Consider the following 24,736-nt stretch of genomic DNA (forward strand, 5'->3'; position numbering starts at 1 on the left):
TTTCAGGCGGCCGCAGTCCGGGCCAGCGTGTTCTCGCGCGCCAGGTTCAGTGCCGCAACAAGCACCTCCTGAACGCCGATATGGTTGGAAAGGATCAGCGCCAGCTTGGCCAGCAGCATGTCTGCCTGCTCCTCGCTGAGGCCGCGCTGGGCGTCAATCAGGGCTTCGTAGAAGCCATCGGTGTCTTCCAGATTGGGCAAGCGTTGCAGATCAGCCATCGCGGCCTCCTCGCTCAGTGGCCCAGGCAGCGCGCCAGCGCTGCCCGGACGGCGTTTTCATCAAAGCGGCGCCAGCGCGCTGCCACGTACTGGTCCGGACGGATCAGGTAAACCGTGCCGGGCTGGGCGTCATAGCGCTCTGAAAGAACACCCTCGGCATCGAGCAGATCGCGGCCCACTTCCAGCAACTCAGCACTAATGCCGCCCAGCGCCACAGGCCGCGCGCCAGGGCCGAAGGCCAGCAGCGTGAAGCCACGGCCCAGCTGGTTCAACAGCCAGGCGTCCGCGCCGGCGATCTGCACTGGCGCATCGGCGCAGGGCGTGCCCGGCAGCATCCGGCCAATGAAGGCGTCTGCATCCAGCGTGTTCAGCGAGCAGCCCAGATAGTGCGTCGGCGTGGACAGCCGGCCGCTGTTGACCAGCGGACGCGCGAAGGCTTCGCTGCGCGCAAGCTCCAGCACCGCATTGCGCAGGCGCAGCGAGCTGCGGCTCTTGGGCGTGATGAAGTCGGTGGATCGGGTGGAGTTGCGCAGGTTGTCGTCGGCGGCCAGCGCGCGTTCCTCGTGATAGGTGTCGAGCAGGCTCTCAGGCGCCTGGCCGGCCAGGACCGCCGCCAGTTTCCAGGCTAGGTTGTCCACATCCTGGACGCCGCTGTTGGCGCCACGCGCGCCGAAAGGCGAGACCTGGTGCGCCGCGTCGCCCGCAAAGATCACACGGCCGTGGCGGAACTTGTCGATGCGTCGGCAGGCGAACTGGTAGACCGAGACCCATTCGAGTTCAAACTCCACGTCCTGGCCCAGCATGGCCTGGATGCGCGGGATAACGCGCTCGGGCTTCTTCTCTTCGACCGGATCGGCTTCCCATCCGAGCTGGAAGTCGATGCGCCAGACGTTGTCGCACTGCTTGTGCAGCAGCACCGACTGGCCTGGGTGGAAGGGCGGATCGAACCAGAACCAACGTTCTGTTGGAAACTCTGCCTTCATCACCACGTCGGCGATCAGGAACCGGTCCTGAAAGGCCTGGCCGGTGAACTCCGCCCCGACCATCTTGCGCGTGTCGCTGCTGGCGCCGTCGCAGGCGATCACCCAAGCGGCCTGCATGCTGAAGCGGCCATCGGGCGTCTCCACCTGCAGTTGCACGCCATCGGCGCCCTGCTCGAGGGCCAGCAGCTTGTGCTTCCAGCGCAGTTCGATCAACGGCTGCGCCATGCAGGCCTCGACCAGGTGCTCCTCCAAGTAGTACTGCTGCAGATTGATCATCGCCGGCAGCTTGTGCTGGGCCTCGGGCAGCAGGTCGAACTGGTAGGCCAGGCTATCGCGGTGGAAGACCTTACCGACCTGCCAGCGGATGCCTTGCTCCACCAGCGGCGCAGCCACGCCCAGACGGTCCCAGAACTCCAACGCGCGCTTGGCGTAGCAGACGGCTCGCGAGCCAATCGACACACTGTTGTTGTCGTCGAGCAGCACCGTCCTGATCCCACGCGAGGCGCAGTCCAGCGCCATGCTCAGGCCAACCGGCCCGCCGCCGATGATCACGACCGGGTGGTGCTGTGCCTGGCCACTGAGCTGCTCCGCGCTCCGGTGGTACTCGAACTCGGGGTAGGTGTAGGTGTGCATCATTGCGATGTGCCCCGCCCTGCTCAGTCCTCGGCGCCGGTGAACTCTTTTTCGTGCATCCAGGCGGCATGCTTGGGCGCACGTTTGGTGCGGTTCCACTCCTCCAGCATCTCCCACTTGCAGGCGTCGAGCTTGGCGTACATCTCAGGCGTGCCCACATCAGCGGCCAATTCCAGACGATGGCCGTTAGGGTCGAAGAAATAGATGCTCTTGAAGATGGTGTGATCGGTCACGCCCACCACCTCGATGCCGTCGGCCTGCAGGCGCGCCTTGGTCTCTTCCAGCGTCTTCACGCTGTCGACCTTGAAGGCAATGTGCTGCACCCAGTTCGGCGTGGCCTCGTCGCGCCCCATGGCCGGCGAATTGGGCAGCTCGAAGAAAGCCAGCACATTGCCATTACCGGCATCCATGAACAGATGCATATAGGGGTCAGGCGCCTGCGTGGACGGCACCTTGTCCTCCGCAATGGCGAGGACGAAGTCCATGCCCAGATGCTTGCGGTACCACTCGACCGTGGTCTTGGCATCGATACAGCGGTAGGCGACGTGATGGATGCGCTCGATCTTCAACATGATGACTGGTCTCCGTGTTTGCTAACTGATGGGGTGCTTCTGCTGCGTCCGGCTCAGACGTCTTCCAGCGCACGCCACATCGCGACATCGCGCTCGGCGGTCCAAATGCGCGGGTCGGGAAATTGCGTCGCTTCGTCGTAGGCACGTGTCACGTCGAAGGGCATGCAGTGGGCAAAGATCACCCACTTGCCGTACTTCTTCTCCAATTCGGCAAAGGTGGCCTTGTAGACAGCTTTCAGGTCTTCACCCTTGGCCACGCCGGCCTTCACATGGGCGAAGAGTTCACTGACAAAGGCGCGCGTGCCGGCCAAGCCCGCCGCTACATCCGCGGGCGTCTGCAGCGCCTTGCCTCGCCCGGGCACCAGCTTGGCGGGCTGCAAGGCAGCGATGTTGTCCAGCGTCTGCGGCCAGTCCTGGAAGTAGGCATCGCCGGCATAGGGCGTGGCGTCGAACTCGACCAGATCGCCGGAGAACAGCACCCGGTCCTTGGGCAACCAGACCACCGTGTCACCCTTGGTGTGACCGCGCCCGAGCTGCAGAATCTGCACTTCCAGCGACCCCATCCACAAGGTCATCTTGCGGTTGAAGGTGATGGTGGGCCAGGTCATGCCGGCCGGCACGGTTTCGACGTTGCGGAACAGGCGCGGGAAGCGGCCGATCTCGCTGGCCTTGTCCTGCTCGCCGCGCTCGACGATCAGGTCATAAGTGTCCTGACTGGCGATGATTTGCTCGCAGCCCTCGGCCTTATAGGCCGAGGCACCCAGGACGCGCACCGCGTGGTAATGCGAGAGCAGCACGTATTTGATCGGCTTGTCGGTCACCTCGCGGATGCGGCGGATCACGTCCTGCGCCATCAGCGGCGTGGCCTGCGTATCAATCACCATCACCGCGTCATCGCCGATCACGATGCCCGTGTTGGGGTCACCCTCAGCCGTGTAGGCGTAGGCATGCTCGGACAGCTTGTCGAAGCTGACCTGCTTCTCCTCCAGGTCAGCCTGGGACGCAAAGGTCTTAGCAGTGCTCATGGCGCTTTGTCTCGCATTCGATGTTTAACAATGGCGAATTGATTCGCCCATGAGGAATTCAGGGCTTGATCTTAATCAGTTGATTTGTTAATGTCTAATCAATTAGATCAATAGAAACCCTATGTTCACTGAAAGCCCCGACACCAGCAACACGGACCGCAGCCCGCGCGGCATCCAAAGCGTCGAGGTGGGCGGGCAACTGCTGATCGCGCTCGCACAGCATGGTCGGCCTTTGCCGCTGAAGGAGTTGGCCACCGCAGCCGGCATGCCCGCTGCCAAGGCTCACCCCTATCTGGTCAGCTTCATCAAGCTGGGACTGGTGGAACAGGAAAGCGGCGGCGGCCACTACGGCCTGGGTCCGCTGGCGCTGCAACTCGGGCTGATCAGCCTTCAGCAGTACGACCCGGTGCGACTGGCGACGCCGCGAATCGAGGAGTTGGCGCTGCTACTCGGGCACACCGTTGCCATTGCGGTGTGGGGCAATCGCGGGCCGACCATCGTGCGCGTGGCCGAGGCACCCTCCCCCGTGCACATCAGCATGAGGCATGGCGTGGTGATGAGCTTGCGAGGCACAGCCTCAGGCCGACTCTTTGCGGCGCATCGACCGCGCCCTGAGTTGTTGGCAGCGCTGCAAGCAGAAGCAGCGCTCGATGGCGGGGATGCGCGCGTCGGCGCGGATTTTGAAAAGCTGCTGACACAAGCCCGGCAGCAAGGCCTCGCCAGTTCCCGTGATGGCGTCGTGCAAGGTGTCAGCGCCCTGGCAGCGCCAGTCTTCGATGAGCAGGGCCGCATGGTGCTGAGCCTGACTGCGATCGGCCCGAGCGGCAGCTTCGATGCCAGCCTCAACGGCAGCGCAGCACTGAACTTGAAGCGATCGGGCTTGGACCTGTCACGCCAGCTTGGCTGGCGTGAGCGCTGAAGCGCAGAGGCGATTCAGGCCGCTTGACGAGCCTGAGATTCCAGCTGGCAGAAGAGCCGGTCAAGCAGGCCGGCCTGTTCCTCGGGCCCGAAGAAATGCGGGTAGAGGGAGCGCGTCAGCCCGGCATTGCGCGCACCGCCGAGGCTGTCGATCTGCTGCTGCGCGTAGGCCAGATCCAGACACATCAACACCGCAGGTGCTTGCACACGCGGGTTCAGGCGCTCTTCGCTAGCGACCGTGAAACCCAGCATGCGCCGGTAATAGGCCACGTGGCGCGGGTTGACCTCGATCACCAGCAACTCGACCTCGTTGACCTGATGGGCATAGAGGTGGGCCGCATGAAACAGGCCAGCCAGCACGTTCACCGAGGTGATACCGTGCTCAAGGGCCAGTTGGGTGAATTCGCACAGGCGCAGCCCCTGGGCACGCAGCACCCGCATCTCTTCGGGGAAGGCCTCATCCGCTTTCAGGCCTTGCGCCGAGTCCAGGCGCACGCCCAAGGTACCCAGCGTACCGGCCGCTCCGCTAGCACTCAAGGTCAGCAACTGCGGCTCGGTCGCTGAGGACCAAGGCATCCGCAGGTAGCCACGTTGCGCGTACCGCTGGATCACCAGACGCTGTGCCATCTCGCTCAAGGAGCCCGAGCGGGTGGCATGGATGGTGAAGCCGCCGTCCGCAGAAGAAGCCAGCGCGCTCAGGGGCAACGCAGTGGTCTGCGGCACTTGATGAAGGCTGTTGCTATGCACGGAAAGCCCGATCTATGAATTCGTTGGCGCGAGTCTAGCCTGCTATATCGACAGATTCGTGGCCAAACTGTAACGACTTGCGCTTACACAGTTCCCGTCGGGCCACAAGCCCCACACCTGGGGAAACCCCCATGCCTGCGGGGTACACCCGTCCACAGCCCTCAGGATCACGTCTGCGCCGATGCCTGCAGGTCGCCAAGCTCGACACGCGCCTGCAACAAGGCCTGCGCCACACGCCCATCTGCATGCCGCGCAGCAAGGTGCGGGTCGAACACGGCCTCAAGACTTGCGAGTGGCATCGCTGCAGCCAGCACGGCATCTCCTTGGAGCAACTCGCGGGCCAGTTGCCTCAGTGGCCGGCCCTGCTGCCTTACCTGCAGACACATTTGCTCGACACAAGCCTGGGCCGGCAAACGCCCCATCGAAGCGGCCAGCAAAAGCACCAGCCCTTCTGCGCAGACCAGATCCAGTTGACGATCGATGTTCTGAAGCATGCGGGCGGGATTGACGCGCAACGGCAAGGCCAGCGACAAGGCCTGCAGGCCGCTGTGGCAGCACTGCAGCAGGCCGGAAAACTCCGCCTGTTCGGCTTGCCACCCCCCCAGCCCCCGCTCATGCTCCTGATTCATGCACGCCAGCAGGGCCGCCACACGAACCGGTGCCCGCTTGGCGGCAGCTAGAGCCAGCAGGCAGGCCACCGGATTGTCCTTGCTCGCGTAGCCGCAAAGCCCGCTGCGCCCAGGCGCCAGGGGCTCGTTGATTTCGCCAACTTCGGCCTGACTCAGCAAGGCCAGGTCACCCGCATACTTGCCGAGCACGCCACACAGCAGTCCGAGCTCGGCACCCAGGCGCACCCAACGGTCGCGCTGGGACTGCCAAGGCACAGCCGGCAACTGCAAGCCCAGTTCACGTGCCAGTTCAGCACCTACCGCATCTGCTTTCGCACCCAACGCAGCCTGCGTGCCGACCAAGCCGCCGAATTGCAGCAGAACGGCCTCGGCGGCCTGTTGACGCAGGCTTCGCGCACAGCGCAGCAACGGCGCCAACCAGCCCATGGCCTTAAAGCGCAGGCTGGTGACCTGGGCGGGCTGCATCAGCGTCCGCGCCAGCATCGGCATGGCCGGTGCGCCCTCGGCCAAACTCAGCAAACCCTCGCACAGGCGCAACAGGTCAGCGTCGATCAGGCGCAAGGCGCGCTGCGTCTGCAAGGCCAAGGCGGAGTCCAGCACATCCTGCCCGGTCGAACCCCAATGCACATAGCCGGCCGCCACGGAATCGAACAAGGCGACTGTCTCGGTCAGCTTGTCGATGACCGGCAGCGCCAGGCTGCCAGCACGAGCGCTGGCGCCGACCAAAGCACTGACGTCATAGAGCTCGGCACGACAGAGGCTGCTGATGGCCTGTGCTGCGGCAGGCGGGATCAGACCCACCCTCGCCTGAGCGCGTGCCAGAGCCCCCTCGAAGTCCATCATGGCCTGAACCATGGCCTGCTCGTCGAGCAGGCAGGCCATCTCGGACGTGGACAGGAAGCCCTCGAACACTGGCTGTGCCATCAAGGCCTTCCTTCATAAGAAAGTTGGCCACCCGCGTACTGCGGGCGGCCCTGTCGCATGCGCGCTCAGGCGGCGCGGTGCAGTTGCGCCAAACGCCCCATATTGCCCATCGAGACGCGGTGCATTTCCAGCAAGGCCAAGAGGCCGCTGCGATGCAGCTGCACCACCTGATCATCGGGCAGCTCGGCGAGCTTCTGTTCGTTGACGGCCAGGAAGCCATCCACATCGATCTTCTCGCCATCCGGCAAGGTGGCTTCGAAGCGCATGTCCTGCAGCAGATCCAGCGCCGCCAACTGCTCGCAGACCGAACGGGTGCGCTCGGCCTCGCGCTCAAAGTTTTCCAGGAAGGTCTTGGCGTTCATGATGAACTCGCTGGGCTGGCCGTCGGCCTCGAACAGCGGTGTGCCCTCGCTGGTCGAGAAGCCACGCCAGTCAGCATCGAAGCAGACTGCAATCTCGTTCTCGCTGATGCGTGCCATCGCGAAGGGAAAACGACGCAGATACGCAGGCATGTAGTTGCCGGTCCACTGGCCGTCCTTGACGAACAGGTTGCTGCCAGGCTTCAGGCCCAGAACAGCCAGCGGCGCGATCGCCTGCGGCGTACCGTCGGCCGGCTCATCGCCGACACGCACAAACACCAGCGGAAACTCCTTGCAGGCGTCGGCGAACTCAACCGCCGTCAGGAACAGCGAGTTCAAGTTCTCGACCCGTTCCAGGGTCGACAGCTCTGTCTTCAAGCGCAGGTGCTTGTGCTGTTCTCGGTCCAGCGGCACCAGATTGCCGTACAGCGGGGGATTGCTCATTCTTTCTCTCCTTCGACAGCCAGTCTCGTGACCAGCACCTTGTCCACACGCTTGCCATCCAGGTCAACAACCTCGAAACGCCAAGCATCCCATTCCACCGCGTCCGTCGTGCGCGGCAGTCGACCCAGCAGCAGCATGATCATGCCGGCCAGGGTGTTGTAGCGCCCGCGATCTTCCTCGGGCAGCTCCTTCAATTCCAGGCGGTCCTTGAACTCCGGTACCGGAATCAAGCCATCCATGAGCCAGCTGCCATCCTCGCGCTGCACGGCCCAGGCGTCGCCATCACTGGGCGCAGAGAACTCGCCGGCGATGGCTTCGAGCACATCACGCACGGAGATCACGCCCTGCACTTCGCCATACTCGTCAACGACAAAGACCAGCTGCGCATCTGACGCGCGGAAGTGATCCAGCAACTCCATGCCCGAGAGCGTTTCGGGCACGAAAATCGGCGCTTCCAGGTCTTCACCCAGGCTCAGGGCCTGGCCCGACAGCGCGCGCTGCAACAGGGTCTGCGCAGAGACGACGCCGACCACTTCAGTGAGACCGCCGCGACAGACCGGATAGCGGCTGTAGCCATGCGCACGCAGCATCTCCAGCACGGCCGAGGCTTCGTCTTCGATGTCCAACCAGGCGATTTCCGCGCGCGGGATCATCATCGAGCCGACCTGGCGCTCATCGAGCCGGAACACATTGCGCACCATCTGGTGCTCCTGCTCCTCGATCACACCCGCATCCAGGCCCTCTTCCAGGCTGGCGGCGATCTCTTCTTCCGTCACGCCGCGCTGCACCTTGCCGCGCTGCCCCATCAGTCCCAGCGTGGCCTCGGTGGCGAAGGTCAGCAGCTTGACCAGTGGCCGCGCCACCATCGACAGGACTTCCATCGGCGGCGCGACCAGGCGTGCCACCGTCTCAGGGTAGATCTGCCCCAGGCGCTTGGGCACCAGTTCGCCAAAGATGATGGTGGCGATGGTCAGCAGCACCACAACCAAGCCAGTGGCCGACACCTGCGCCACAGATTCCGTCAGGCCCAGGCTCAACAGCCATTGCGCCAGCGGGCCGGAGAAGGCCGCCTCACCGACGATACCGTTAAGGACGCCAATCGACGTGATGCCGATCTGCACCACCGAGAGGAACTTGGTCGGGTTCTCGTGCAGATCCATGGCCGCCTGCGCGCCGGATTCCTGAGCCTCCAGCATGACCTGCAAGCGCGCCTTGCGGCTGGCCGTCAGCGCCATCTCGGACATGGCAAAAATGCCGTTGAGCAGGATCAGAAAGAGTACTAGCGCCGTGTCCATTGAGAGCACGCCAGCGCCGAGCTTCTAGCCGGCGGGCGCGCACGTTATTCGCGAAGGCCGCAAGGGTAGCAGATGGGAATGACCCGGCCGCACCGCACAATCCCGGTATGAACTACCTGATTGGCGACGTCCAGGGCTGCTGCGACGCGCTGGAACGGCTGCTGGCCGAAATCGACTTTTCCCCCTCGCGCGACCAGCTCTACCTGCTGGGCGACCTGGTCAATCGCGGCCCGGCTTCGCTAGCCACGCTGCGCCGCCTGCAGGGCATGGAGGGCGCCGCCACCTGCCTGCTGGGCAACCACGACCTGCATCTGCTCGCGGTCGCCGCCAAGACCAGGAAGCCGCACCGCAGCGACACCTTGCACGATATCCTCGAAGCACCCGATCGCGAAGCCCTGCTGGCCTGGCTGCGCCAGCAACGCCTGGCCGTCCACGCCCATGGCTGGCTGATGGTGCATGCCGGCGTAGTGCCGCAATGGGATTTGGCCCAGACCTTGAGCCTGGCGGCCGAAGTGGAAGCGCTGTTGCGCAGCCCGGCGCTGGGCGAGTTCCTGCCGCAGATGTATGGCAACGAGCCGGCGCAGTGGCGGGACGATCTGCAGGGCGCGCCCCGGTTGCGCTTCATCATCAATGTGCTGACGCGCTTGCGCTTTTGCGATGCGCAGGGCCAGATGGACTTCCACACCAAGGACGGCGCAGCCGGCGCGCCAGCGGGCTTCTTGCCCTGGTTCGAGGTGCCCGGTCGGCGCAGCGCCAGCACCCCGATCGCCTTCGGCCACTGGTCCACGCTGGGCCTGATCAACCGCCCTGACCTGCTGGCCTTGGACACCGGCTGCATCTGGGGCGGACAACTCAGCGCCATGCGCGTCGATGGCCAGCGCCGCGAACTGATCCAGGTGCAGTGCGCACAAGCGCAAGCACCTGGTGCCTGAGCCTCGCGCCACAGGCTAGAATAGCCCCCTTCAAGAGGAAGCGTGGCCGAGCGGTTTAAGGCACCGGTCTTGAAAACCGGCGAGGGTTTGCGCCCTCCGTGAGTTCGAATCTCACCGCTTCCGCCATTTCTGCGCACCGAGCACGGCGCGCCGAGCGGTCGCCGCAACCCAGGCCGGCGCCACTCACACCTCCAGCCACTCCTTGCGGATATAGCTGTTGCCCCGCAGATCGTCGGGCGAGCCTTCGAAGACGATGCGGCCATGGCCCATTACATAGCAGCGCTCGGAGATCTCCATCGCGATCGCCAGCTTCTGCTCTACCAGCAGCACCGCGATGCCGCGGCGCTTCAGCTCCTTCAGATACTCGGCCACCTGCTCGACAATCTTGGGCGCCAGGCCTTCGGTGGGCTCGTCGATCATGATCAGATCGGGGTCGCCCATCAGCGTGCGGCACAGCGTCAGCATCTGCTGCTCGCCGCCCGACAACACGCCGGCCTCGGTGTGCTGGCGCTCCTTCAGACGCGGGAACAGCTGGTACATGTCGTCGAAGCCCCAGCGCGCGTTCTTGGCGCCGCTCTTCTGACCCAGCAGCAGGTTCTGGTGCACGGTCAACTTGGGGAAGATGTCGCGGTTTTCCGGCACATAACCGATGCCTTCGTGGGCAATCTCGTAGGCCTTGCGGCCCAGCATCTCGCGCTCGCCAAACTTGATCGAGCCGCTGCCGTCGACATTACCCATGATGGTCTTGACCGTCGTCGAGCGGCCCGAGCCGTTGCGGCCCAAGAGGCTGACGATTTCGCCCGGCCGCACCTCCATGCTGACGCCATGCAGCACATGGCTCTTGCCGTAGAAGGCGTGGACGTTGTCCAGCTTCAGAAGTCGTCCCTTGCCCGCGCTCATGCCGCCACCCCTCCGGCCGCGCCGGCCGCCTGCGCTTCGGCCAACACCGAGCCGAGGTAAGCCTCCTGCACACGCGCATTGGCGCGCACCGCATCCGGCGTGTCGTAGGCGATCACTTCGCCATAGACCAGCACCGCAATCTTGTCGGCCAGGCCGAACACCACGCCCATGTCATGCTCCACCGTCAACAGCGTCTTGCCCTGCGTGACCTCGCGGATCAGCTGGATGAAGCGCTTGGTTTCACTCTTGCTCATGCCGGCGGTCGGTTCGTCCAGCAGGATCACGTTGGAGCCACCGGCGATGGTGATGCCGATCTCCAGCGCCCGCGCCTCGGCGTAAGTCAGGTTGGTGGCCAGCACATCGCGCCGCTTGTCGAGCTTGATCATCTCCAGCACCTCTTCGGCGCGGTCATTGGCGTCGTCCAGATCAGCCAGGAACTTCCAGAAGGCGTAGCGATAGCCCATGCTCCACAGCACCGCACAACGGATGTTCTCGAACACCGACAAGCGCGTGAACAGATTGGAGACCTGGAAGCTGCGCGACAGCCCGCGGCGATTGATCTCGTAGGGCTTGAGCCCGTCGATGCGCTCACCATTCAGCTTGATTTCGCCGCTGCTGGGTGCAAAGCGGCCGCTGATCAAATTGAACAAAGTGCTCTTGCCCGCGCCGTTCGGGCCGATGATGGCCACGCGCTCGCCGGGCCGAACCTGCAGCTGCGCGCCACGGATGATCTCGCTCTTGCCGAAGCGCTTGTGCACACCCAGCAGTTCGAGCGCAAATTCGGAACTGCCGCTCATCACAGCGCCTCCCTGCGTTTGATTTCTTTCTCGATCTCTTCCTGGATCTGGTCCCACTCGCGCTTGAACTGGCGACGGGCCAATTCAAACAAGCCCAGACCCAGCAGCAACAGCATCGTGGAACCCAGCCAGGCATCGACGCCTGCACTGTTCAGCGTCACGCCGGCAAAGCGCAGCACCGGACCCAGGGCTTCGTTGAGCTGGTGGTGGTAGAGCATCTCGATCATGGCCGCAGCACCCATCAGCATCGCCAGCGCCGTGCCGGCCAGCGCCAGATAGGAGGTCCACAGCCGGCCCAGCTTGCCATAGGCAGCCACGCGCAGATTCATCATGATCAGGCTGGCGATACCGCCCGGCGCATACATCACCATGAACAGGAAGATCAGCCCCAGATAGAGCAGCCAGGCCTGCGTCAGCTCGGACAGCAGAACGCCGGCCAGCACCATCAGCACCGCGCCGATGATGGGCCCGAAGAAGAAGGTGGCGCCGCCCAGGAAGGTGAACAGCAGATAGCCCCCCGAGCGCAGAGCGCCCACCACCTCGGCGGTGACGATCTCGAAGTTCAGCGCCCCCAGGCCGCCCGCCACACCGGCGAAGAAGCCCGAGATCATGAAGGCCAGGAAGCGCACCCACTGCGTGTTGTAGCCGACGAACTCGACGCGTTCGGGGTTGTCGCGCACCGCATTAAGCATGCGGCCCAGCGGCGTACGCGTCAGCGCAAACAGCAGCGCGGTGCTGATGAAGCAGTAGAGCGCGATCAGGTAGTAGACCTGGATCTGCGGGCCGAAGGTGATGCCCATCACCGGCTGGCCAACCACCCGGTTGCCCGAGATGCCGCCCTCGCCGCCGAAGAACTCGGGCAGCATCAAGGACATCGACCAGATCAGCTCGCCCAGGCCCAGCGTGATCATCGCGAAGGGCGTGCCCGACTTCTTCGTCGAGACCCAGCCGAACAGCAGGGCAAATGCCAGGCCTGCCAGGCCGCCCACCAGCGGGATCAGGCTCACCGGCACGGCCAGCGCACCGTTCGACACCTGGTTCAGCGTGTGGATGGCAAGGAAGGACCCCAGGCCACTGTAGACCGCATGGCCGAAGCTGAGCATGCCGCCCTGCCCCAGCAGCACGTTGTAGGCCAGGCAGGCAATGATGCCGATGCCGATTTGGCTGAGCATCGTGTGCGAGAGGCTGCTGGTCCACAGGAGCGGCGCCACGATCAGGGCCGCCGCATACAGGCCCCAGATCAGCCAGCGGCCGACGTTGTAGGGTTTGAAGTGATAGTGAGCGTGTGTCGCGCGAGTGAGAGACATGGCTTATTCCTCGCGCGTGCCGAGCAGGCCCTTGGGCCGGAAGATCAGGATCAGAACCATCAGCAGATAAGGCAAGATTGGCGCCACCTGGGCGAGCGTGAGCTTCAGGAAGGGGTAACCGATGGTCTCGGGGCCGATCTGTGCGCCCCAGCTGTTGAACAGCGTGGCCAGAGAGCCGTCCACGGTCAGAGGCAGGGTCTGCAGCAGGCCGATCAGGATGGAGCCGACGAAGGCTCCCGCCAGCGAGCCGACACCGCCGACCACCACCACCACGAAGATGATGGAGCCGACGATCACCGCCATCGAGGGCTCGGTTACGAAGGTGATGCCGCCGATCACGCCGGCCAGCGCGGCGAGTGCGCAGCCACTGCCGAACACCAGCATGAACACGCGCGGCACGTTGTGGCCCAGCGACTCGACCATCTCCGGATGCGTCAACGCCGCCTGGATCACCAGGCCGATGCGGGTGCGCGTCAGCAGCAGCCACAACGCCAGCAGCATCAGCAGCGCCACGCCCATCATGAACGCGCGCGTCATCGGAAACTTGGAACAGATCACACCCGCCGTGCACAGGCCGGCAGGCGCTTCACCCAGCAGCAGCGACAGCCCCTGCAGCGGGTGCTGGATGATGGTGAACGCCGGGCCCTGCAGGCTGGGTGGCGGAGGGAAAGCAAGCGCCGTGCGGCCCCAGATCAGCTGCACCAGCTCCAGGATCACATAGGACAGGCCGAAGGTGATCAGCAGCTCAGGCACATGGCCGAACTTGTGCACCTTGCGCAAGGCGCCGCGCTCGAACAATGCACCCAGCAGCCCCACCAGCACCGGCGCCACGATCAAGGCGGGCCAGAAGCCGATGAACTTCACCAGCGTGAAGGCGAAGTAGGCACCCAGCATGTAGAAGCTGGCGTGGGCGAAGTTCAGCACACCCATCATGCTGAAGATCAGCGTCAGGCCCGAGCTGAGCATGAACAGCAGCAGTCCGGAGGACAGGCCGTTCAGAAGGTTGATCAGGAGTTGGTCCACGGCGATTGGGGTTCAGGCGCAGCAGGACGCGGCGCGGAGGAAGAACTGCGCGGATTTTTCGGGAGGGCTGCCGTCGTGAGCGGGTTGGGCTTGCGGCGCGCAGCCGTACACAGGTACGGTGAGCACCGCAAGCTCAGAATCGGCCCGCGCAGTAGGCAGACACCCGAAAAATCAGGGGCGCTTCATTTGGCAGGAGGTCGGCGTGCTCGACACATACGGCTCGAAGGTCCGCACAGGCACGAAGGTCATGCCGGTCTTCTCAGCGCTGTAGCTGTTCTTCGCATCGGTCTTCTGCCACACCGACAGATACAGCGTCTGCTGCAGTTGGTGGTCGGTCTTGCGCATCTCGACTTCACCGTTGAAGCTCTTGGTCTTCAGACCTTCCAGCGCCGCCGCCACCTTCACCGGATCAGTGCTCTTGGCCTTGGCCATCGCCTCGGACAGCGTGGTGTAGATGTGGATCACGCTGCCGGTGTAGAAGTCGGCATCGAACTTCTGCTGGAACTCGTTCTGCCATTTCTGCATCTGACCACCCATGTTGTAGTGGTTGTACGAGATCTGGTAGACGCGGCCGGCAGAGCCGGTGCCCAAGGCGGTCGGGGTGCCCGTGACGCCGGCGTAGTAGGTGAAGAACTTGGCATTCAGGCCAGCCTCGTTGGCCGACTTGATCAGCAGCGCCAGGTCAGAGCCCCAGTTGCCGGTGATCACGGTGTCGGCGCCGCTGGCCTTGATCTTGGCGATATAGGGCGCGAAGTCACGCACCTGGGCCAGCGGGTGCAGGTCTTCGCCGACGATCTGGATGTCCGGGCGCTTGCGCGTCAGGTTTTCCTTGGCGTACTTCGCCACCTGATGGCCGTGCGCGTAGTTCTGGTTCAGCAGGAAGACCTTCTTGATGTCCGGCTGGTCCTTCATGAAGGTGGTCATCGCCTCCATCTTCATCGAGGTGTCGGCATCAAAGCGGAAGTGCCAGTAGCTGCACTTGCTGTTGGTCAGATCGGGGTCCACGGCCGAGTGGTTCAGGTAGACCACTTCCTTGCCGGGATTGCGCTCGTTGTGCTTGTTGACCGCGTCGATGATGGCCATCGCCGCACCGGAGCCATTGCCCTGGGTGACGTAGCGCACGCCCTGGTCAATGGCCGACTTCAGTGCGTTGAGCGACTCGGCCGGGCTGAGCTTGTTGTCGATCGGAATGATCTCGAACTTCACGCCCGCCGGGTTGGATGCATTGAACTTCTCGGCGAAGAACTGGAAGCTTTTGACCTGGTTCTGGCCGACCGGCGCCATCAGGCCGGACAGCGGGTCGATCCAGGCGATCTTGACCGTCTCGCCCTTCTGGGCATAGGCGGCACCGGTGCCCAGGGTGAGGGCTGCGGCGATGGCGATCAGGGTGTGGCGCTTGCTGTACATCGTTGTCTCCTTGGGTTGTGTAAGGCGTGTAGTAAGCGGGTCAAAGAAACCGGCGGACTGGAGTCGGCCGGCGCTGGGTGGGCGCCGGCAGCTCCGGTCTCAACCGGGCAGTCGGTGGCTCTTGAACTGCTCGCGCAGCTTGAGCTTTTGTATCTTCCCGGTCGCAGTGTGGGGGATTTCGTCAACGAAGACCACGTCGTCCGGTATTTGCCACTTGGCGATGCGGCCCTCGTAGAACGCCAGCATCTCGTCGCGTGTCAGCTCGACACCGGGCTTGCGCACGACCACCAGCAGCGGCCGCTCGTCCCACTTGGGATGAGCGCAGGCAATGGCGGCGGCCTCATGCACCGCTGGATGCGCCATCGCGATGTTCTCGAGATCGATGGAGCTGATCCACTCGCCGCCGGACTTGATTACGTCCTTGCTTCGGTCGGTGATCTGCATGAAGCCATCGGCGTCAATGGTGGCCACGTCCCCGGTCGGGAACCAGGTGCCCATGCCGGCCACCTCCACCAGCGGCGAAGCCGGCTGCTGGAAATAGCTGTCGATCACCCAGGATCCGCGCACCACGAGATTGCCGGCGCTGGCGCCATCCCAGGGCAGCGGCTTGCCTTCGTCGTCGATCACGGCCATGTCGATGCCGTAGATCACCTTGCCCTGTTTCTCAAGGATGCGGCGCTGTTCCTCGACCGGCAACTCCAGTTGCTTAGCCGTCAGCTTGGACAGCGTGCCCAGCGGCGAGAGTTCGGTCATGCCCCAGGCGTGAATGACTTCGACGCCGTAGTCGTCCATCAGCGTGCGCAGCATCGCCGGCGGGCAGGCCGAGCCGCCGATCACCGTGCGCCTGAAGGTCGAGAACTTCAGCTTGTTCTGGCCCACATAGTTCAGCAGGCCCAGCCACACCGTCGGCACACCAGCGCTGAAGGTGACGCCTTCGTTCTCGAACAGCTCGTACAGCGACTTGCCATCCAGATGCGGGCCGGGAAACACCAGCTTGCAGCCTACGATGGCCGCGCTGTAGGGCAGGCCCCAGGCATTGACGTGGAACATCGGCACCACCGGCAGTACCACGTCCTTGCTGGAGCAGTCCATCGCATCAGGCAGCGCCGAGGCATAGGCATGCAGCACGCTGGAGCGGTGGCTGTAGACAGCGCCCTTGGGGTGCCCTGTGGTGCCCGAGGTGTAGCAGATGCTCGATGCGGTGTTTTCGTCGAAGCTCGGCCAAGCGTACTGGCCATCCTCGGCTTCGACCAGCTCTTCGTAGCACAGCAGGCCGGGGATGGAGGTCTGCGCCGGCATGTGCGCCCGGTCGGTCATCAAGACATAGTGCTTGATGCCCGGCATGTGGCTGACCAGCTTCTCGACCAGCGGCAGGAAGCTCGCGTCGAAGCACAGCACCTTGTCCTGCGCGTCATTGGCAATCCATACCACCTGCTCAGGGAACAGACGCGGGTTGATGGTGTGGCAGACCAGCTGCGAGCCGGAGGCGCCGTAATAGATTTCCAGGTGGCGGTAGCCATTCCAGGCCAGCGTTGCGACGCGCTCACCAGCCTGCAAGCCCAGTCGGGCCAAGGCCTGAGCGACTTTGCGCGAGCGCAGTTCGGCGTCGCGCCAGGTGTAGCGGTGCAGATCGCCCTCGACCCGCTTGCTGACGATTTCGGTCTCGCCTGAATGACGCGCCGCATGCTGGATCAGCGACGAAATCAACAAGGGCATGGCCATCATCTGACCCATCAGCGCCATCAGCTGTCTCCTGGTTTGTATGTCCAGCGAAGGACTTGTTGCAAACCAGTTTAATCCTCGGATCCGTCCCGCCAGAGTCACCCGAGTTACACAAGCGCGACACGGGCCCTAGGGGTATTCACTTGCCCCTAACGCACTGGATCGCAGCCGAGCGCTACAGCCACGGCGGATGCCCGGAGAAACCCCAACACCAAGCCGGCCAGCGGGCCCTGACTACACTGCCGCCGATGAACGCGCCCCTGCCCCTGCTGAAGCAGGCACCCCGACCTGACGTCGCGTGGCTCAACCGCTTTGCCGCGCTGGGTTCGACCTTCCACACCGAACTGCCGCCCATCGGCCTGCCCGATCCGCATTGGGTGGCACACAGCGCTGACTGTGCACAGCTGCTGGGCTGGCCCTCCGACTGGTGGCAGCAGGACGGCGCGCTGGCCGTGCTGGCTGGCAACGCCTTGTGGCCCGGCATGCGCCCTGTCGCCACCGTCTACAGTGGCCACCAGTTCGGCGCCTGGGCCGGCCAGCTGGGCGACGGCCGCGCACACCTTCTCGGTGAGTTGCAGACGGCGGACGGGCGCAGCTTCGAGCTGCAACTCAAAGGTGCCGGACTGACGCCCTACTCCCGCATGGGGGATGGCCGCGCGGTGCTACGCTCCTCGATCCGCGAATTCCTGTGCTCAGAAGCGATGGCCTCGCTGGGCATCCCGACCACGCGCGCGCTGGCGATCACCGGCTCGGCGCTGCCAGTGCGCCGCGAGACGATTGAAAGCGCGGCTGTGGTCGCACGCACGGCGCCCAGCTTCATTCGCTTCGGCCACTTCGAGCACTTCGCGCACAGCGACCAGCACCAGGCGCTGCGCGAGTTGGCCGACTTCTTCATGCAGACGCACGCGCCCGAGTGCCTGGATGCGCCGCAGCCGGTAGTCGCGCTACTTGAGCGCGTAGGCCGTCAAACCGCCGAGCTGATGGCGCAGTGGCAGGCGGTGGGCTTCTGCCACGGCGTGATGAACACCGACAACATGTCCATGCTGGGGCTGACGCTGGACTACGGGCCTTTCGGCTTCCTGGACGGTTTCGACCCCGGCCACATCTGCAACCACACCGACCGCCAGGGCCGCTACGCCTATGCGCGCCAGCCCAATGTGGCCTTCTGGAACCTGCATGCGCTGGCCCAGGCCCTGCTCCCGCTAATCCCAGGTGAACGCGAAGCCGCCGGCGCGCAGCTGCTCGGCGCGCTGCAGGCCTATCGGCAGGTCTTCCCTGAGGCGCTGCTGGCGCGCATGCGGGCCAAGCTCGGGTTCAGCCTCGTCCAGGACGAAGACCGTGCCCTGGTCGACGACTGGCTGCGCCTACTGGCCGCGCATCGGGTGGACTACACCATCGCCAACCGGCGCCTGGCCCGCCATGCCTCGGACGCTGTCGCGCTGCGCGACCTGTTCCTCGACCGACCGGCCTTCGACGCCTGGTTCGAGCGTTACCAGGCCCGGCTCGCAGCCGAGCCGCTGCCGGCGCAAGAGCGCGAGGCGGCGATGCTGACCAGTAACCCGGCCGTGGTGTTGCGCAATCATCTGGCCGAGGGGGCTATACGCCAAGCCCAGGCTGGCGACTTCAGCGAAGTGCAGCGCCTGCTGGCCGTGCTGCAGCGTCCCTTCGACGAACCGGCTCTGGCCTCGGACGCCGGCTTTCCGCCCGACTGGGCCCAACATCTGGAAGTGTCCTGTTCATCATGAGCGACTCCACCCCTGACGACCGCGACTATCCCGTCCAGAAGAGCGACGCCGAATGGCGCGCCCAGCTCGACCCGATGCAATACCAGGTGGCGCGCCACGCTGCCACCGAACGCGCCTTCACCGGCAAGTACTGGGACCACTGGGACCAAGGGCACTACAACTGCGTGGGCTGCGGCGCAGCGCTGTTTGAAGCACAGACCAAGTTCGACGCCGGCTGCGGCTGGCCCAGCTACTGGGCACCTGTGAACGCCGAAGTCGTCGAGCGCGTGGTGGACGAAAGCCATGGCATGGTGCGCGTCGAAGTGCGCTGCAACAACTGCGGCTCGCACCTGGGCCATGTCTTCCCCGATGGGCCGGAGCCAACTGGCGAGCGTTTTTGCATCAACTCGGCCGCGATAGACTTCGCGCCTGACTGAGCCCCCTTTCCCCGCCTGAACCTGCTCGGGTTTGCGTGGCGCGGCGCAGCGCCACACCCCAGCCATCCCATGAAAATTTTCCTGGACTTCCTGCCGCTGATCCTGTTCTTCGGCACCTTCAAGTTCGCCGAGTCCCGCCAGGAAGCCGCCGCCCAGTTCGCCACCCAGCACTTCGGTTTCCTGGTCGCCAGCGGGCATGTCAACGCCACTGTCGCCCCAGTGCTGCTGGCCACGCTGGTGGTGATGGCTGCCACCTTGATCCAGGCCCTGGTGCTGAAGCTGCGCAGCCAGAAGATCGACCTGACGCTGTGGATCAGCCTGGCGCTGGTCGTGGTGCTGGGGGCCGCCACCGTGTGGTTCCAGAACGAGACCTTCATCAAGTGGAAGCCCAGCGGCCTGTACTGGGCCATGGCGCTGGTGTTCTTCGTGAGCCCGCTGCTGTTCGGCAAGAACCTGCTGAAGTCCATGCTGGGCAAGGACCTGCAGCTACCGGATTTCGTCTGGCGCCGCCTGAACCTGGCCTGGGTGCTGTTCTTTGCCGCGATGGGCGTGCTTAACCTCTACGTGGCCTACAACTTCTCCACCTCCACCTGGGCCAACTTCAAGGTCTTCGGCGCCACCGGCCTGATGCTGCTGTTCACGCTGGGCCAGGGCCTCTACATGAGCCGCTTCCTCAGCGACGAGGACCCGAACAACAAGGACAAACAACCATGACGCCGCGCGCCTCATTGCAAGAGATGGAGCAGCGCCTGCGCGCTGCGCTGGAGCCCAGCGTGCTCGAGCTGCACGACGACAGCGCCAGCCATGCCGGACACGCCGGGGCTCGCGAGGGCGGGCATTACCAGCTCCGCATCGTCAGCCCCCGCTTTGCAGGCCTTGGCCGCGTGGCGAGACACCGCCTCGTATATGATTCCCTCGCAGAGTTGATGCAGCATGGCATCCACGCGCTGGCGATTGATGCCCGCGCGCCGGACGAAGGCTAAAGCACTCCGCAAACCGCGCCTACCGGCGCTTTTTTTCATTCATTGCGTACATATCCATGAAGAAGCTCGTGCTCGCCGCGGCCATCGCGGCCCTGACCGCAACGCTTGTGCCCGTGACGGCCAGCGCACAGAACATCGCCATCGTCAATGGCAAGGCCGTGCCCAAGGCACGCGCCGATCTGCTGATCAACCAGGTCACCAAGGCCGGTCAGCAGCAGAGGACGCCAGAACTCGAAGCCCAGGTGCGCGACGAGGTCGTGCTGCGCGAGATCTTCATGCAGGAAGCCGAGAAGCGCGGCATCCCGGCCAGCGCCGACTTCCGGGCACAGATGGAACTGGCCCGCCAGTCCATCATGATCCGGGAGCTGTTCGCAGACTTTGCCAAGAAGAACCCGGTGACCGACGCTGAAGCGCAAGCCGAGTACGACAAGTTCAAGGCCCAGAACAGCGGCACCGAATACCGTGCCCGCCACATCCTGGTGGAGAAGGAAGAAGACGCCAAGGCGCTGATCAAGCAGCTTAACGGTGGCGCCAAGTTCGAGGATCTGGCCTCCAAGAACTCCAAGGACCCCGGCTCGGCAGCCAATGGCGGCGATCTGGACTTCGCCAATGCCAACAGCTACGTGCCCGAGTTCAGCAAGGCCATGGTCGCGCTGAAAAAGGGCGAGATGACCCAGGACCCGGTCAAGTCGCAGTTCGGTTTCCACATCATCAAGCTGGAAGACACGCGTGAAGCGCAGTTCCCCGCTTTCGCCGATGTGAAGGCCCAGATCGTGCAGCGCCTGAACCAGCAGAAGACGGCTGACTTCCAGCAAGAGCTGAAGACCAAGGCCAAGACCGACTACAAGTTCGCGCGCTGATCCGCACGCGCCTGAACCGGCAAGCAGCCCGCGCCACGCCCGTCAGCGTGCGCGGGCTTTTTTCCACCTGAACGACTCTGCGCCCTCCCCTGTGCCCGCCACCCGCCTCGCCAGAAGACTGCTGCCCCACCCCGACACGCTAGCCCAGACACCCGGCCTGCGCTGGCTGGGCCGCTATCTGGCGCCGCGCCCCTGGCTGTGGGTGGCGCACCGCCGCCGCGTCGCCATGGGGGTGGCCGTCGGCCTGGCCATCGGGGTGATTCCGCTGCCGACCCAGATGCTGGTGGCCGCAGTCTTTGCCATCGTGTTCCGCGCCAATGTGGCGGCGGCGGTGGCAGCCACCTGGCTGACTAACCCCTTCACGCTGGTACCGATCTGGAGCCTGGCGATCTATCTGGGCCGGCTGGCATCAGGCCATCAGGGCCCGATTGCCACGCCCGAGATGCTGGACATCGCCTGGGCCCAGCCAGCCACCTGGGGGCCTTCGCTATGGGCCTGGGTGCAGGCGCTGGGCCATCCGCTGCTGGTGGGCCTGCCGCTGGCCGGGCTGGTGCTGGGCGCCGCCGCCTATGCGGTGGTCTATATCGGCTGGTGGGCGGTGATCCGCGGTGAGCGCCTACGCCGGTTGCGCCAGCGCAGCCGGCGCAGTGATCTCGCTTAGCCGGCCGGCCTCGATGCGCAGCTGACGCTGGCAGCGCTGCGCGATGGCCGGGTCGTGCGTTACCAGCACCAAGGTCGTGCCGGCCTCGCGATTGAGCTCGAACATCAAGTCCATCACCGCGGCACCGGTGGCGAAATCCAGGCTGCCGGTCGGCTCATCGGCCAGCAGCAAGGCCGGGCGCTGCACAAAGGCGCGCGCCAAGGCCACACGCTGCTGCTCGCCGCCCGACAAGACGCGCGGATAGTGGCGCAGGCGCTCGCCCAAGCCCACCCGCTCCAGCATGGCCTGTGCAAGCGCGCGCGCATCACGCTCGCCGCGCAGCTCCAGCGGCAGCATCACGTTCTCCAGCGCCGTCAGATTGGCCAGCAGCTGAAAGCTCTGGAACACAAAGCCCACATGCTGGGCGCGCAAGGCGGCGCGCTGGTCCTCATTGAGATCGAACAAGGCCTGGCCAGCCAGCTTGACGCTGCCGCTGCTGGGCGTGTCCAGGCCCGCAAGAATGGCCAGCAGCGTGCTCTTGCCCGAGCCCGAAGCCCCCACAACCGCCACCGATTCGCGCGGCGCCAGCGTGAAGGAGACTTCATGCAGTATCGTCAGCAGCCCCGACGCGTCCTGCACCTGCTTGGTCACGCGCTCGACTTCGATAATGGGCTTCTGGTCAATGGATGCGGACATGAAGAGACGGCTTGGACAAAGCAAGCGACGTGATTGGATGCGGGACTGTAGCCTGCTGGCGCTATCCCTGGCGGTGCCGGGTCTTGCCGTGGCGCAGACGGGCAAGCCGCGCCGCATCGTGGTGATCGGCGACAGCCTGTCGGCCGAGTACGGCATTGCACGCGGCAGCGGATGGGTGGCGCTGCTGGAGCAGCGGCTGAAGGCGCGCAAGATTGCCGCCGAGGTCATCAATGCCAGCATCAGCGGCGACACCACCTCGGGCGGGCGTTCGCGCCTGCCGGCGGCGCTGGCGCGGCACAAGCCCACACATCTGATCATCGAGCTGGGCGGCAATGACGCGCTGCGCGGCTTGGCGCTGGACATGACACGCGACAACCTGCGCGCCATGGTCCGCGCCGGCAAGGCCGCAGGCGCCAAGGTGCTGCTGGTGGGCATGCAGGTGCCGCCCAACTATGGCCCGAGCTACGGGCGCGACTTCTTCGCGCTGTTCGGCCAGGTGGCCCGAGAGGAGAAGACGGCTCTCACGCCCTTTCTGCTGCAAGGGGTGGCCGACCGTGCCGACGCCGAGGCATGGTTCCAGCCCGACCGCATCCACCCGCTGGCCAAGGCCCATCCGCTGATGCTGGATCAGGTCTGGGCCGGGCTCGAACCCCTGCTCTGAGCGCCGGCCCGGCCGCTTAGCGCTGCTGCTCGCGCTCGCGCTTGCTGACGACCCCTTCGGCAGGCTCGCCGCGACTGCGCTTCTCACCGCGCTCATCGCCGGGGCGGGCCCGCTCGGGTGCCGGCTGAGGCACGCGCGGCGGGACCGGCATGGGCATCGCGCGCTCGACGGGGCGCTGCTCCATCGGCCGCTCCATCGGACGCTCGATGGCGCGCTCCACCGGACGCTGCGGTGGCATCGCAATCTGCGGCTGCTGAAAGCCTGGCACGATGCCGCGCTCGATGCGGCGCTCAGGTGGCTCGGCCCGCTCATTGCGTTGCTGGGCGCGCTCGATCGCCGACATCGGCACGCCAGCATCGGCGCCACGCTCGATGCGTTCAATGCGCTCAATGCGTTCGGCGCGTTCATTGCGCTGCTCGGTCTGCTGCCAGGCACGCTCTGGGGCGGACATCGGCACACCCGGCTCGCCGCGCTGCGGGCGCGGCGCATCGATCGGATCAGCCGGCCGTGGCGGCACCGGCCGCACGGGCACCGGCACTGGCGCGCCAGGCACCTGTGGCGCCTGCACGTTCGGCACTTGCACATTCGGCACTTGGACCTGCGGCGGCTGCACCTGTGGGGGCGCCACTTGGGGCGGCTGGGGGCGCACCACCCCCGTGCCACCCTGGCCACGGCCAGGTTGCACCGACAAGCCCAGGCCAGGCTCGTCGCGCGGCCGCGGCGGCCGCTGCGCGCCATCGCCTGGGCGCGGCACATAGACCGGATCATGGTCGCGGTTGATGCGCTCACGGTAGTTGGGGGTATGGCGGTAATGCGGCTGATAGACCTGATAGGGCGCCAGCGGCGCCCACATGCCCGGGCGCGGTGGCGGCGGGCGCGAACCGCCAATCGTCACGCCGACGCTCAGATGCGGGCCACTGCTCCAGGCCACCAGGGCAGGCGAATAGACCGGGCGCGCCACATAGCGCCCCGGGGCCCAGCCCCAGCGCCCGCCAACGCGCACCCAGCGGCCATAGTGAAAAGGCGCAAAACCCCAGGGCTGCGCATCAACCCAGGTCCAGCCCCAGCGCGCAGTCCAGACCCAGCGGCCATGCTGGTAAGGCGCCCAGTCCACCGCCACTTGGGTCGGATACCAGAGGGCGCCGTACTCGTCGTGCCGGTCCCAGCGCCCAAAGCGGTCCAGATCCTCGGCCCCCGTCATCTCGGGCGAGACATAGCGATGCGCTGTCATCTCGCCCTCGGTCTCACGCTGGTTCTGCAGCCAGCGGGCAAAGCTGTCGCGCTCCACCGACTGGCGCTCGGTGCGCGGGCCCTGGCTCCACCACAGCTCGGCCTGCTCGCCAGGTGCCAGCCACACCGGGTCAGCCTCAGCCGTACGGAATTCGAAGCGCGCGCGCCCCTGCCACGCCATTGCGCGCGAGCCGCGCTCCAGCTGGTCGATGCGGAACATGCCCTCGCCGTCCAGGAACAGCCGGCCCTCGCGCGTCAACAGCCGGTAGTCCTGTGCCTGCTCGCGGCTGCGCAGCTTCAGCGCAAGCCCGCCGCGATCCACGCGCAACAGCACGCGCTCATCGTCCATGCGCTCGACTTCCAGCTCGCTGCGCTCATCCAGCCACAGCGTGGTCGAACCGATACGCAAGGTGATGCGGCTGCTGCCGTCGCTGCGCAGGCGGTCGCCCTCGGCCACGGTCTGGTTGCGCGCCAGGCGCTCCCAGTCGCGGCTCTGGCTGTCAAAGATCCAGGCTTCGCCGCTGATATCGGACACGCGGCCGGCGCGCGCCGGCGGATCCTCGGCCCGCGCCGGCAAGGCCAGCAGCAGGCTCAGCAAACCCAGCAGACCGATCAGGCCCAGCCAGACGACCCGGCTCGGGTCGGGAATGGCAATACGACGACGCTTCAT

The 24,736-nt window shown here is 65.2% G+C and carries 25 protein-coding genes and 1 tRNA gene; 10 read left to right on the forward strand and 16 right to left on the reverse strand.

The features are described from left to right. Positions 1 to 2 precede the first annotated feature (2 nt). From ACIQ67_RS00250 to ACIQ67_RS00265, 4 genes are read right to left on the reverse strand one after another with little or no spacing between them, the layout of a single operon-like run. Positions 3 to 218, reverse strand: a complete 216-nt coding sequence (locus ACIQ67_RS00250; RefSeq protein WP_397532329.1) for a DUF2783 domain-containing protein — start codon at positions 216 to 218, stop codon at positions 3 to 5. Between the two features lie 14 nt (positions 219 to 232). Beyond that, the gene (locus tag ACIQ67_RS00255; protein ID WP_397532330.1) at positions 233 to 1,837 is read right to left on the reverse strand and encodes an FAD-dependent oxidoreductase; all 1,605 of its coding nucleotides are present in this window, start codon (positions 1,835 to 1,837) and stop codon (positions 233 to 235) included. Positions 1,838 to 1,857: 20 nt separating this feature from the next. Beyond that, entirely contained in the window at positions 1,858 to 2,403 is a 546-nt protein-coding gene (locus ACIQ67_RS00260; RefSeq protein WP_397532417.1) for a VOC family protein, read from the reverse strand. 56 nt (positions 2,404 to 2,459) lie between these two features. Beyond that, positions 2,460 to 3,431, reverse strand: a complete 972-nt coding sequence (locus tag ACIQ67_RS00265) for an MBL fold metallo-hydrolase (RefSeq protein ID WP_397532331.1) — start codon at positions 3,429 to 3,431, stop codon at positions 2,460 to 2,462. A gap of 121 nt (positions 3,432 to 3,552) precedes the next feature. Here ACIQ67_RS00265 and ACIQ67_RS00270 point away from each other — a divergent pair, with 121 nt between their 5' ends. After that, complete coding sequence (locus tag ACIQ67_RS00270) at positions 3,553 to 4,350, forward strand: IclR family transcriptional regulator (protein WP_397532332.1); 798 nt, start codon at positions 3,553 to 3,555, stop codon at positions 4,348 to 4,350. 14 nt (positions 4,351 to 4,364) lie between these two features. On the opposite strand, the gene ACIQ67_RS00275 is transcribed toward ACIQ67_RS00270, so the two are convergent. From ACIQ67_RS00275 to ACIQ67_RS00290, 4 genes are all read right to left on the reverse strand, one after another. After that, positions 4,365 to 5,096, reverse strand: coding sequence for an N-acyl amino acid synthase FeeM domain-containing protein (locus ACIQ67_RS00275; protein ID WP_397532333.1), 732 nt, complete (start codon positions 5,094 to 5,096; stop codon positions 4,365 to 4,367). A 167-nt stretch (positions 5,097 to 5,263) separates the two neighbouring features. Then, positions 5,264 to 6,649 carry a lyase family protein gene (locus ACIQ67_RS00280; protein ID WP_397532334.1) on the reverse strand — a complete coding sequence of 462 codons (1,386 nt, stop codon included), beginning with the start codon at positions 6,647 to 6,649 and terminating at the stop codon, positions 5,264 to 5,266. 65 nt (positions 6,650 to 6,714) lie between these two features. Then, complete coding sequence (locus tag ACIQ67_RS00285; RefSeq protein ID WP_397532335.1) at positions 6,715 to 7,452, reverse strand: SapC family protein; 738 nt, start codon at positions 7,450 to 7,452, stop codon at positions 6,715 to 6,717. Beyond that, on the reverse strand, positions 7,449 to 8,747 hold the full coding sequence (locus ACIQ67_RS00290; RefSeq protein WP_397532336.1) for a hemolysin family protein: 1,299 nt from the start codon (positions 8,745 to 8,747) through the stop codon (positions 7,449 to 7,451). The genes ACIQ67_RS00285 and ACIQ67_RS00290 overlap by 4 nt, the downstream gene beginning before the upstream one ends. A 107-nt stretch (positions 8,748 to 8,854) precedes the next feature. On the opposite strand from ACIQ67_RS00290, the gene ACIQ67_RS00295 reads away from it, so the two are divergent. Beyond that, the gene (locus ACIQ67_RS00295; RefSeq protein WP_397532337.1) at positions 8,855 to 9,679 is read left to right on the forward strand and encodes a symmetrical bis(5'-nucleosyl)-tetraphosphatase; all 825 of its coding nucleotides are present in this window, start codon (positions 8,855 to 8,857) and stop codon (positions 9,677 to 9,679) included. Between the two features lie 36 nt (positions 9,680 to 9,715). Further along, positions 9,716 to 9,805: transfer RNA gene (locus ACIQ67_RS00300), tRNA-Ser, on the forward strand. Between the two features lie 57 nt (positions 9,806 to 9,862). Here the strand turns inward: ACIQ67_RS00300 and ACIQ67_RS00305 are convergent. From ACIQ67_RS00305 to ACIQ67_RS00330, 6 genes are all read right to left on the reverse strand, one after another. Continuing rightward, the gene (locus ACIQ67_RS00305; RefSeq protein ID WP_397532338.1) at positions 9,863 to 10,579 is read right to left on the reverse strand and encodes an ABC transporter ATP-binding protein; all 717 of its coding nucleotides are present in this window, start codon (positions 10,577 to 10,579) and stop codon (positions 9,863 to 9,865) included. Further along, positions 10,576 to 11,376: an ABC transporter ATP-binding protein gene (locus ACIQ67_RS00310; protein ID WP_397532339.1), complete on the reverse strand. Its 801-nt coding sequence runs from the start codon at positions 11,374 to 11,376 to the stop codon at positions 10,576 to 10,578. The genes ACIQ67_RS00305 and ACIQ67_RS00310 overlap by 4 nt, the downstream gene beginning before the upstream one ends. Continuing rightward, positions 11,376 to 12,683 carry a branched-chain amino acid ABC transporter permease gene (locus ACIQ67_RS00315; RefSeq protein WP_397532340.1) on the reverse strand — a complete coding sequence of 436 codons (1,308 nt, stop codon included), beginning with the start codon at positions 12,681 to 12,683 and terminating at the stop codon, positions 11,376 to 11,378. Before ACIQ67_RS00315 ends, ACIQ67_RS00310 begins: the two co-directional genes overlap by 1 nt. A gap of 3 nt (positions 12,684 to 12,686) precedes the next feature. Beyond that, entirely contained in the window at positions 12,687 to 13,649 is a 963-nt protein-coding gene (locus tag ACIQ67_RS00320; protein WP_397532418.1) for a branched-chain amino acid ABC transporter permease, read from the reverse strand. A 228-nt stretch (positions 13,650 to 13,877) separates the two neighbouring features. Then, positions 13,878 to 15,113 carry a branched-chain amino acid ABC transporter substrate-binding protein gene (locus tag ACIQ67_RS00325; protein WP_397532341.1) on the reverse strand — a complete coding sequence of 412 codons (1,236 nt, stop codon included), beginning with the start codon at positions 15,111 to 15,113 and terminating at the stop codon, positions 13,878 to 13,880. Between the two features lie 99 nt (positions 15,114 to 15,212). Continuing rightward, the gene (locus ACIQ67_RS00330; protein ID WP_397532342.1) at positions 15,213 to 16,856 is read right to left on the reverse strand and encodes a 3-(methylthio)propionyl-CoA ligase; all 1,644 of its coding nucleotides are present in this window, start codon (positions 16,854 to 16,856) and stop codon (positions 15,213 to 15,215) included. A 227-nt stretch (positions 16,857 to 17,083) separates the two neighbouring features. Between ACIQ67_RS00330 and ACIQ67_RS00335 the strand changes: the two genes are divergently transcribed. From ACIQ67_RS00335 to ACIQ67_RS00360, 6 genes are all read left to right on the forward strand, one after another. Next, the gene (locus ACIQ67_RS00335; protein WP_397532343.1) at positions 17,084 to 18,580 is read left to right on the forward strand and encodes a YdiU family protein; all 1,497 of its coding nucleotides are present in this window, start codon (positions 17,084 to 17,086) and stop codon (positions 18,578 to 18,580) included. Continuing rightward, positions 18,577 to 18,996, forward strand: a complete 420-nt coding sequence (gene msrB / locus ACIQ67_RS00340; RefSeq protein ID WP_397532344.1) for a peptide-methionine (R)-S-oxide reductase MsrB — start codon at positions 18,577 to 18,579, stop codon at positions 18,994 to 18,996. Before ACIQ67_RS00335 ends, msrB begins: the two co-directional genes overlap by 4 nt. Before the next feature lie 69 nt (positions 18,997 to 19,065). Further along, positions 19,066 to 19,710, forward strand: coding sequence for a septation protein A (locus ACIQ67_RS00345; protein WP_397532345.1), 645 nt, complete (start codon positions 19,066 to 19,068; stop codon positions 19,708 to 19,710). Then, on the forward strand, positions 19,707 to 19,979 hold the full coding sequence (locus ACIQ67_RS00350) for a BolA family protein (RefSeq protein ID WP_397532346.1): 273 nt from the start codon (positions 19,707 to 19,709) through the stop codon (positions 19,977 to 19,979). The genes ACIQ67_RS00345 and ACIQ67_RS00350 overlap by 4 nt, the downstream gene beginning before the upstream one ends. A 56-nt stretch (positions 19,980 to 20,035) precedes the next feature. After that, on the forward strand, positions 20,036 to 20,839 hold the full coding sequence (locus tag ACIQ67_RS00355; protein WP_397532347.1) for a peptidylprolyl isomerase: 804 nt from the start codon (positions 20,036 to 20,038) through the stop codon (positions 20,837 to 20,839). Between the two features lie 91 nt (positions 20,840 to 20,930). Continuing rightward, entirely contained in the window at positions 20,931 to 21,500 is a 570-nt protein-coding gene (locus ACIQ67_RS00360; protein ID WP_397532348.1) for a DUF2062 domain-containing protein, read from the forward strand. Here ACIQ67_RS00360 and ACIQ67_RS00365 read toward each other — a convergent pair. Next, positions 21,456 to 22,175, reverse strand: a complete 720-nt coding sequence (locus ACIQ67_RS00365) for an ABC transporter ATP-binding protein (RefSeq protein WP_397532349.1) — start codon at positions 22,173 to 22,175, stop codon at positions 21,456 to 21,458. The two genes, ACIQ67_RS00360 and ACIQ67_RS00365, sit on opposite strands and share 45 nt — an antisense overlap. Positions 22,176 to 22,212: 37 nt before the next feature. On the opposite strand from ACIQ67_RS00365, the gene ACIQ67_RS00370 reads away from it, so the two are divergent. Next, positions 22,213 to 22,836 (forward strand): arylesterase, encoded by a 624-nt coding sequence (locus ACIQ67_RS00370; protein WP_397532350.1) that lies wholly within the window; start codon positions 22,213 to 22,215, stop codon positions 22,834 to 22,836. A 16-nt stretch (positions 22,837 to 22,852) separates the two neighbouring features. On the opposite strand, the gene ACIQ67_RS00375 is transcribed toward ACIQ67_RS00370, so the two are convergent. Next, positions 22,853 to 24,736, reverse strand: a complete 1,884-nt coding sequence (locus ACIQ67_RS00375) for a DUF6600 domain-containing protein (RefSeq protein WP_397532351.1) — start codon at positions 24,734 to 24,736, stop codon at positions 22,853 to 22,855.

It is taken from the genome of Roseateles sp., from assembly GCF_044373315.1.
In the GTDB taxonomy this organism is placed as follows: domain Bacteria; phylum Pseudomonadota; class Gammaproteobacteria; order Burkholderiales; family Burkholderiaceae_C; genus JACDQM01.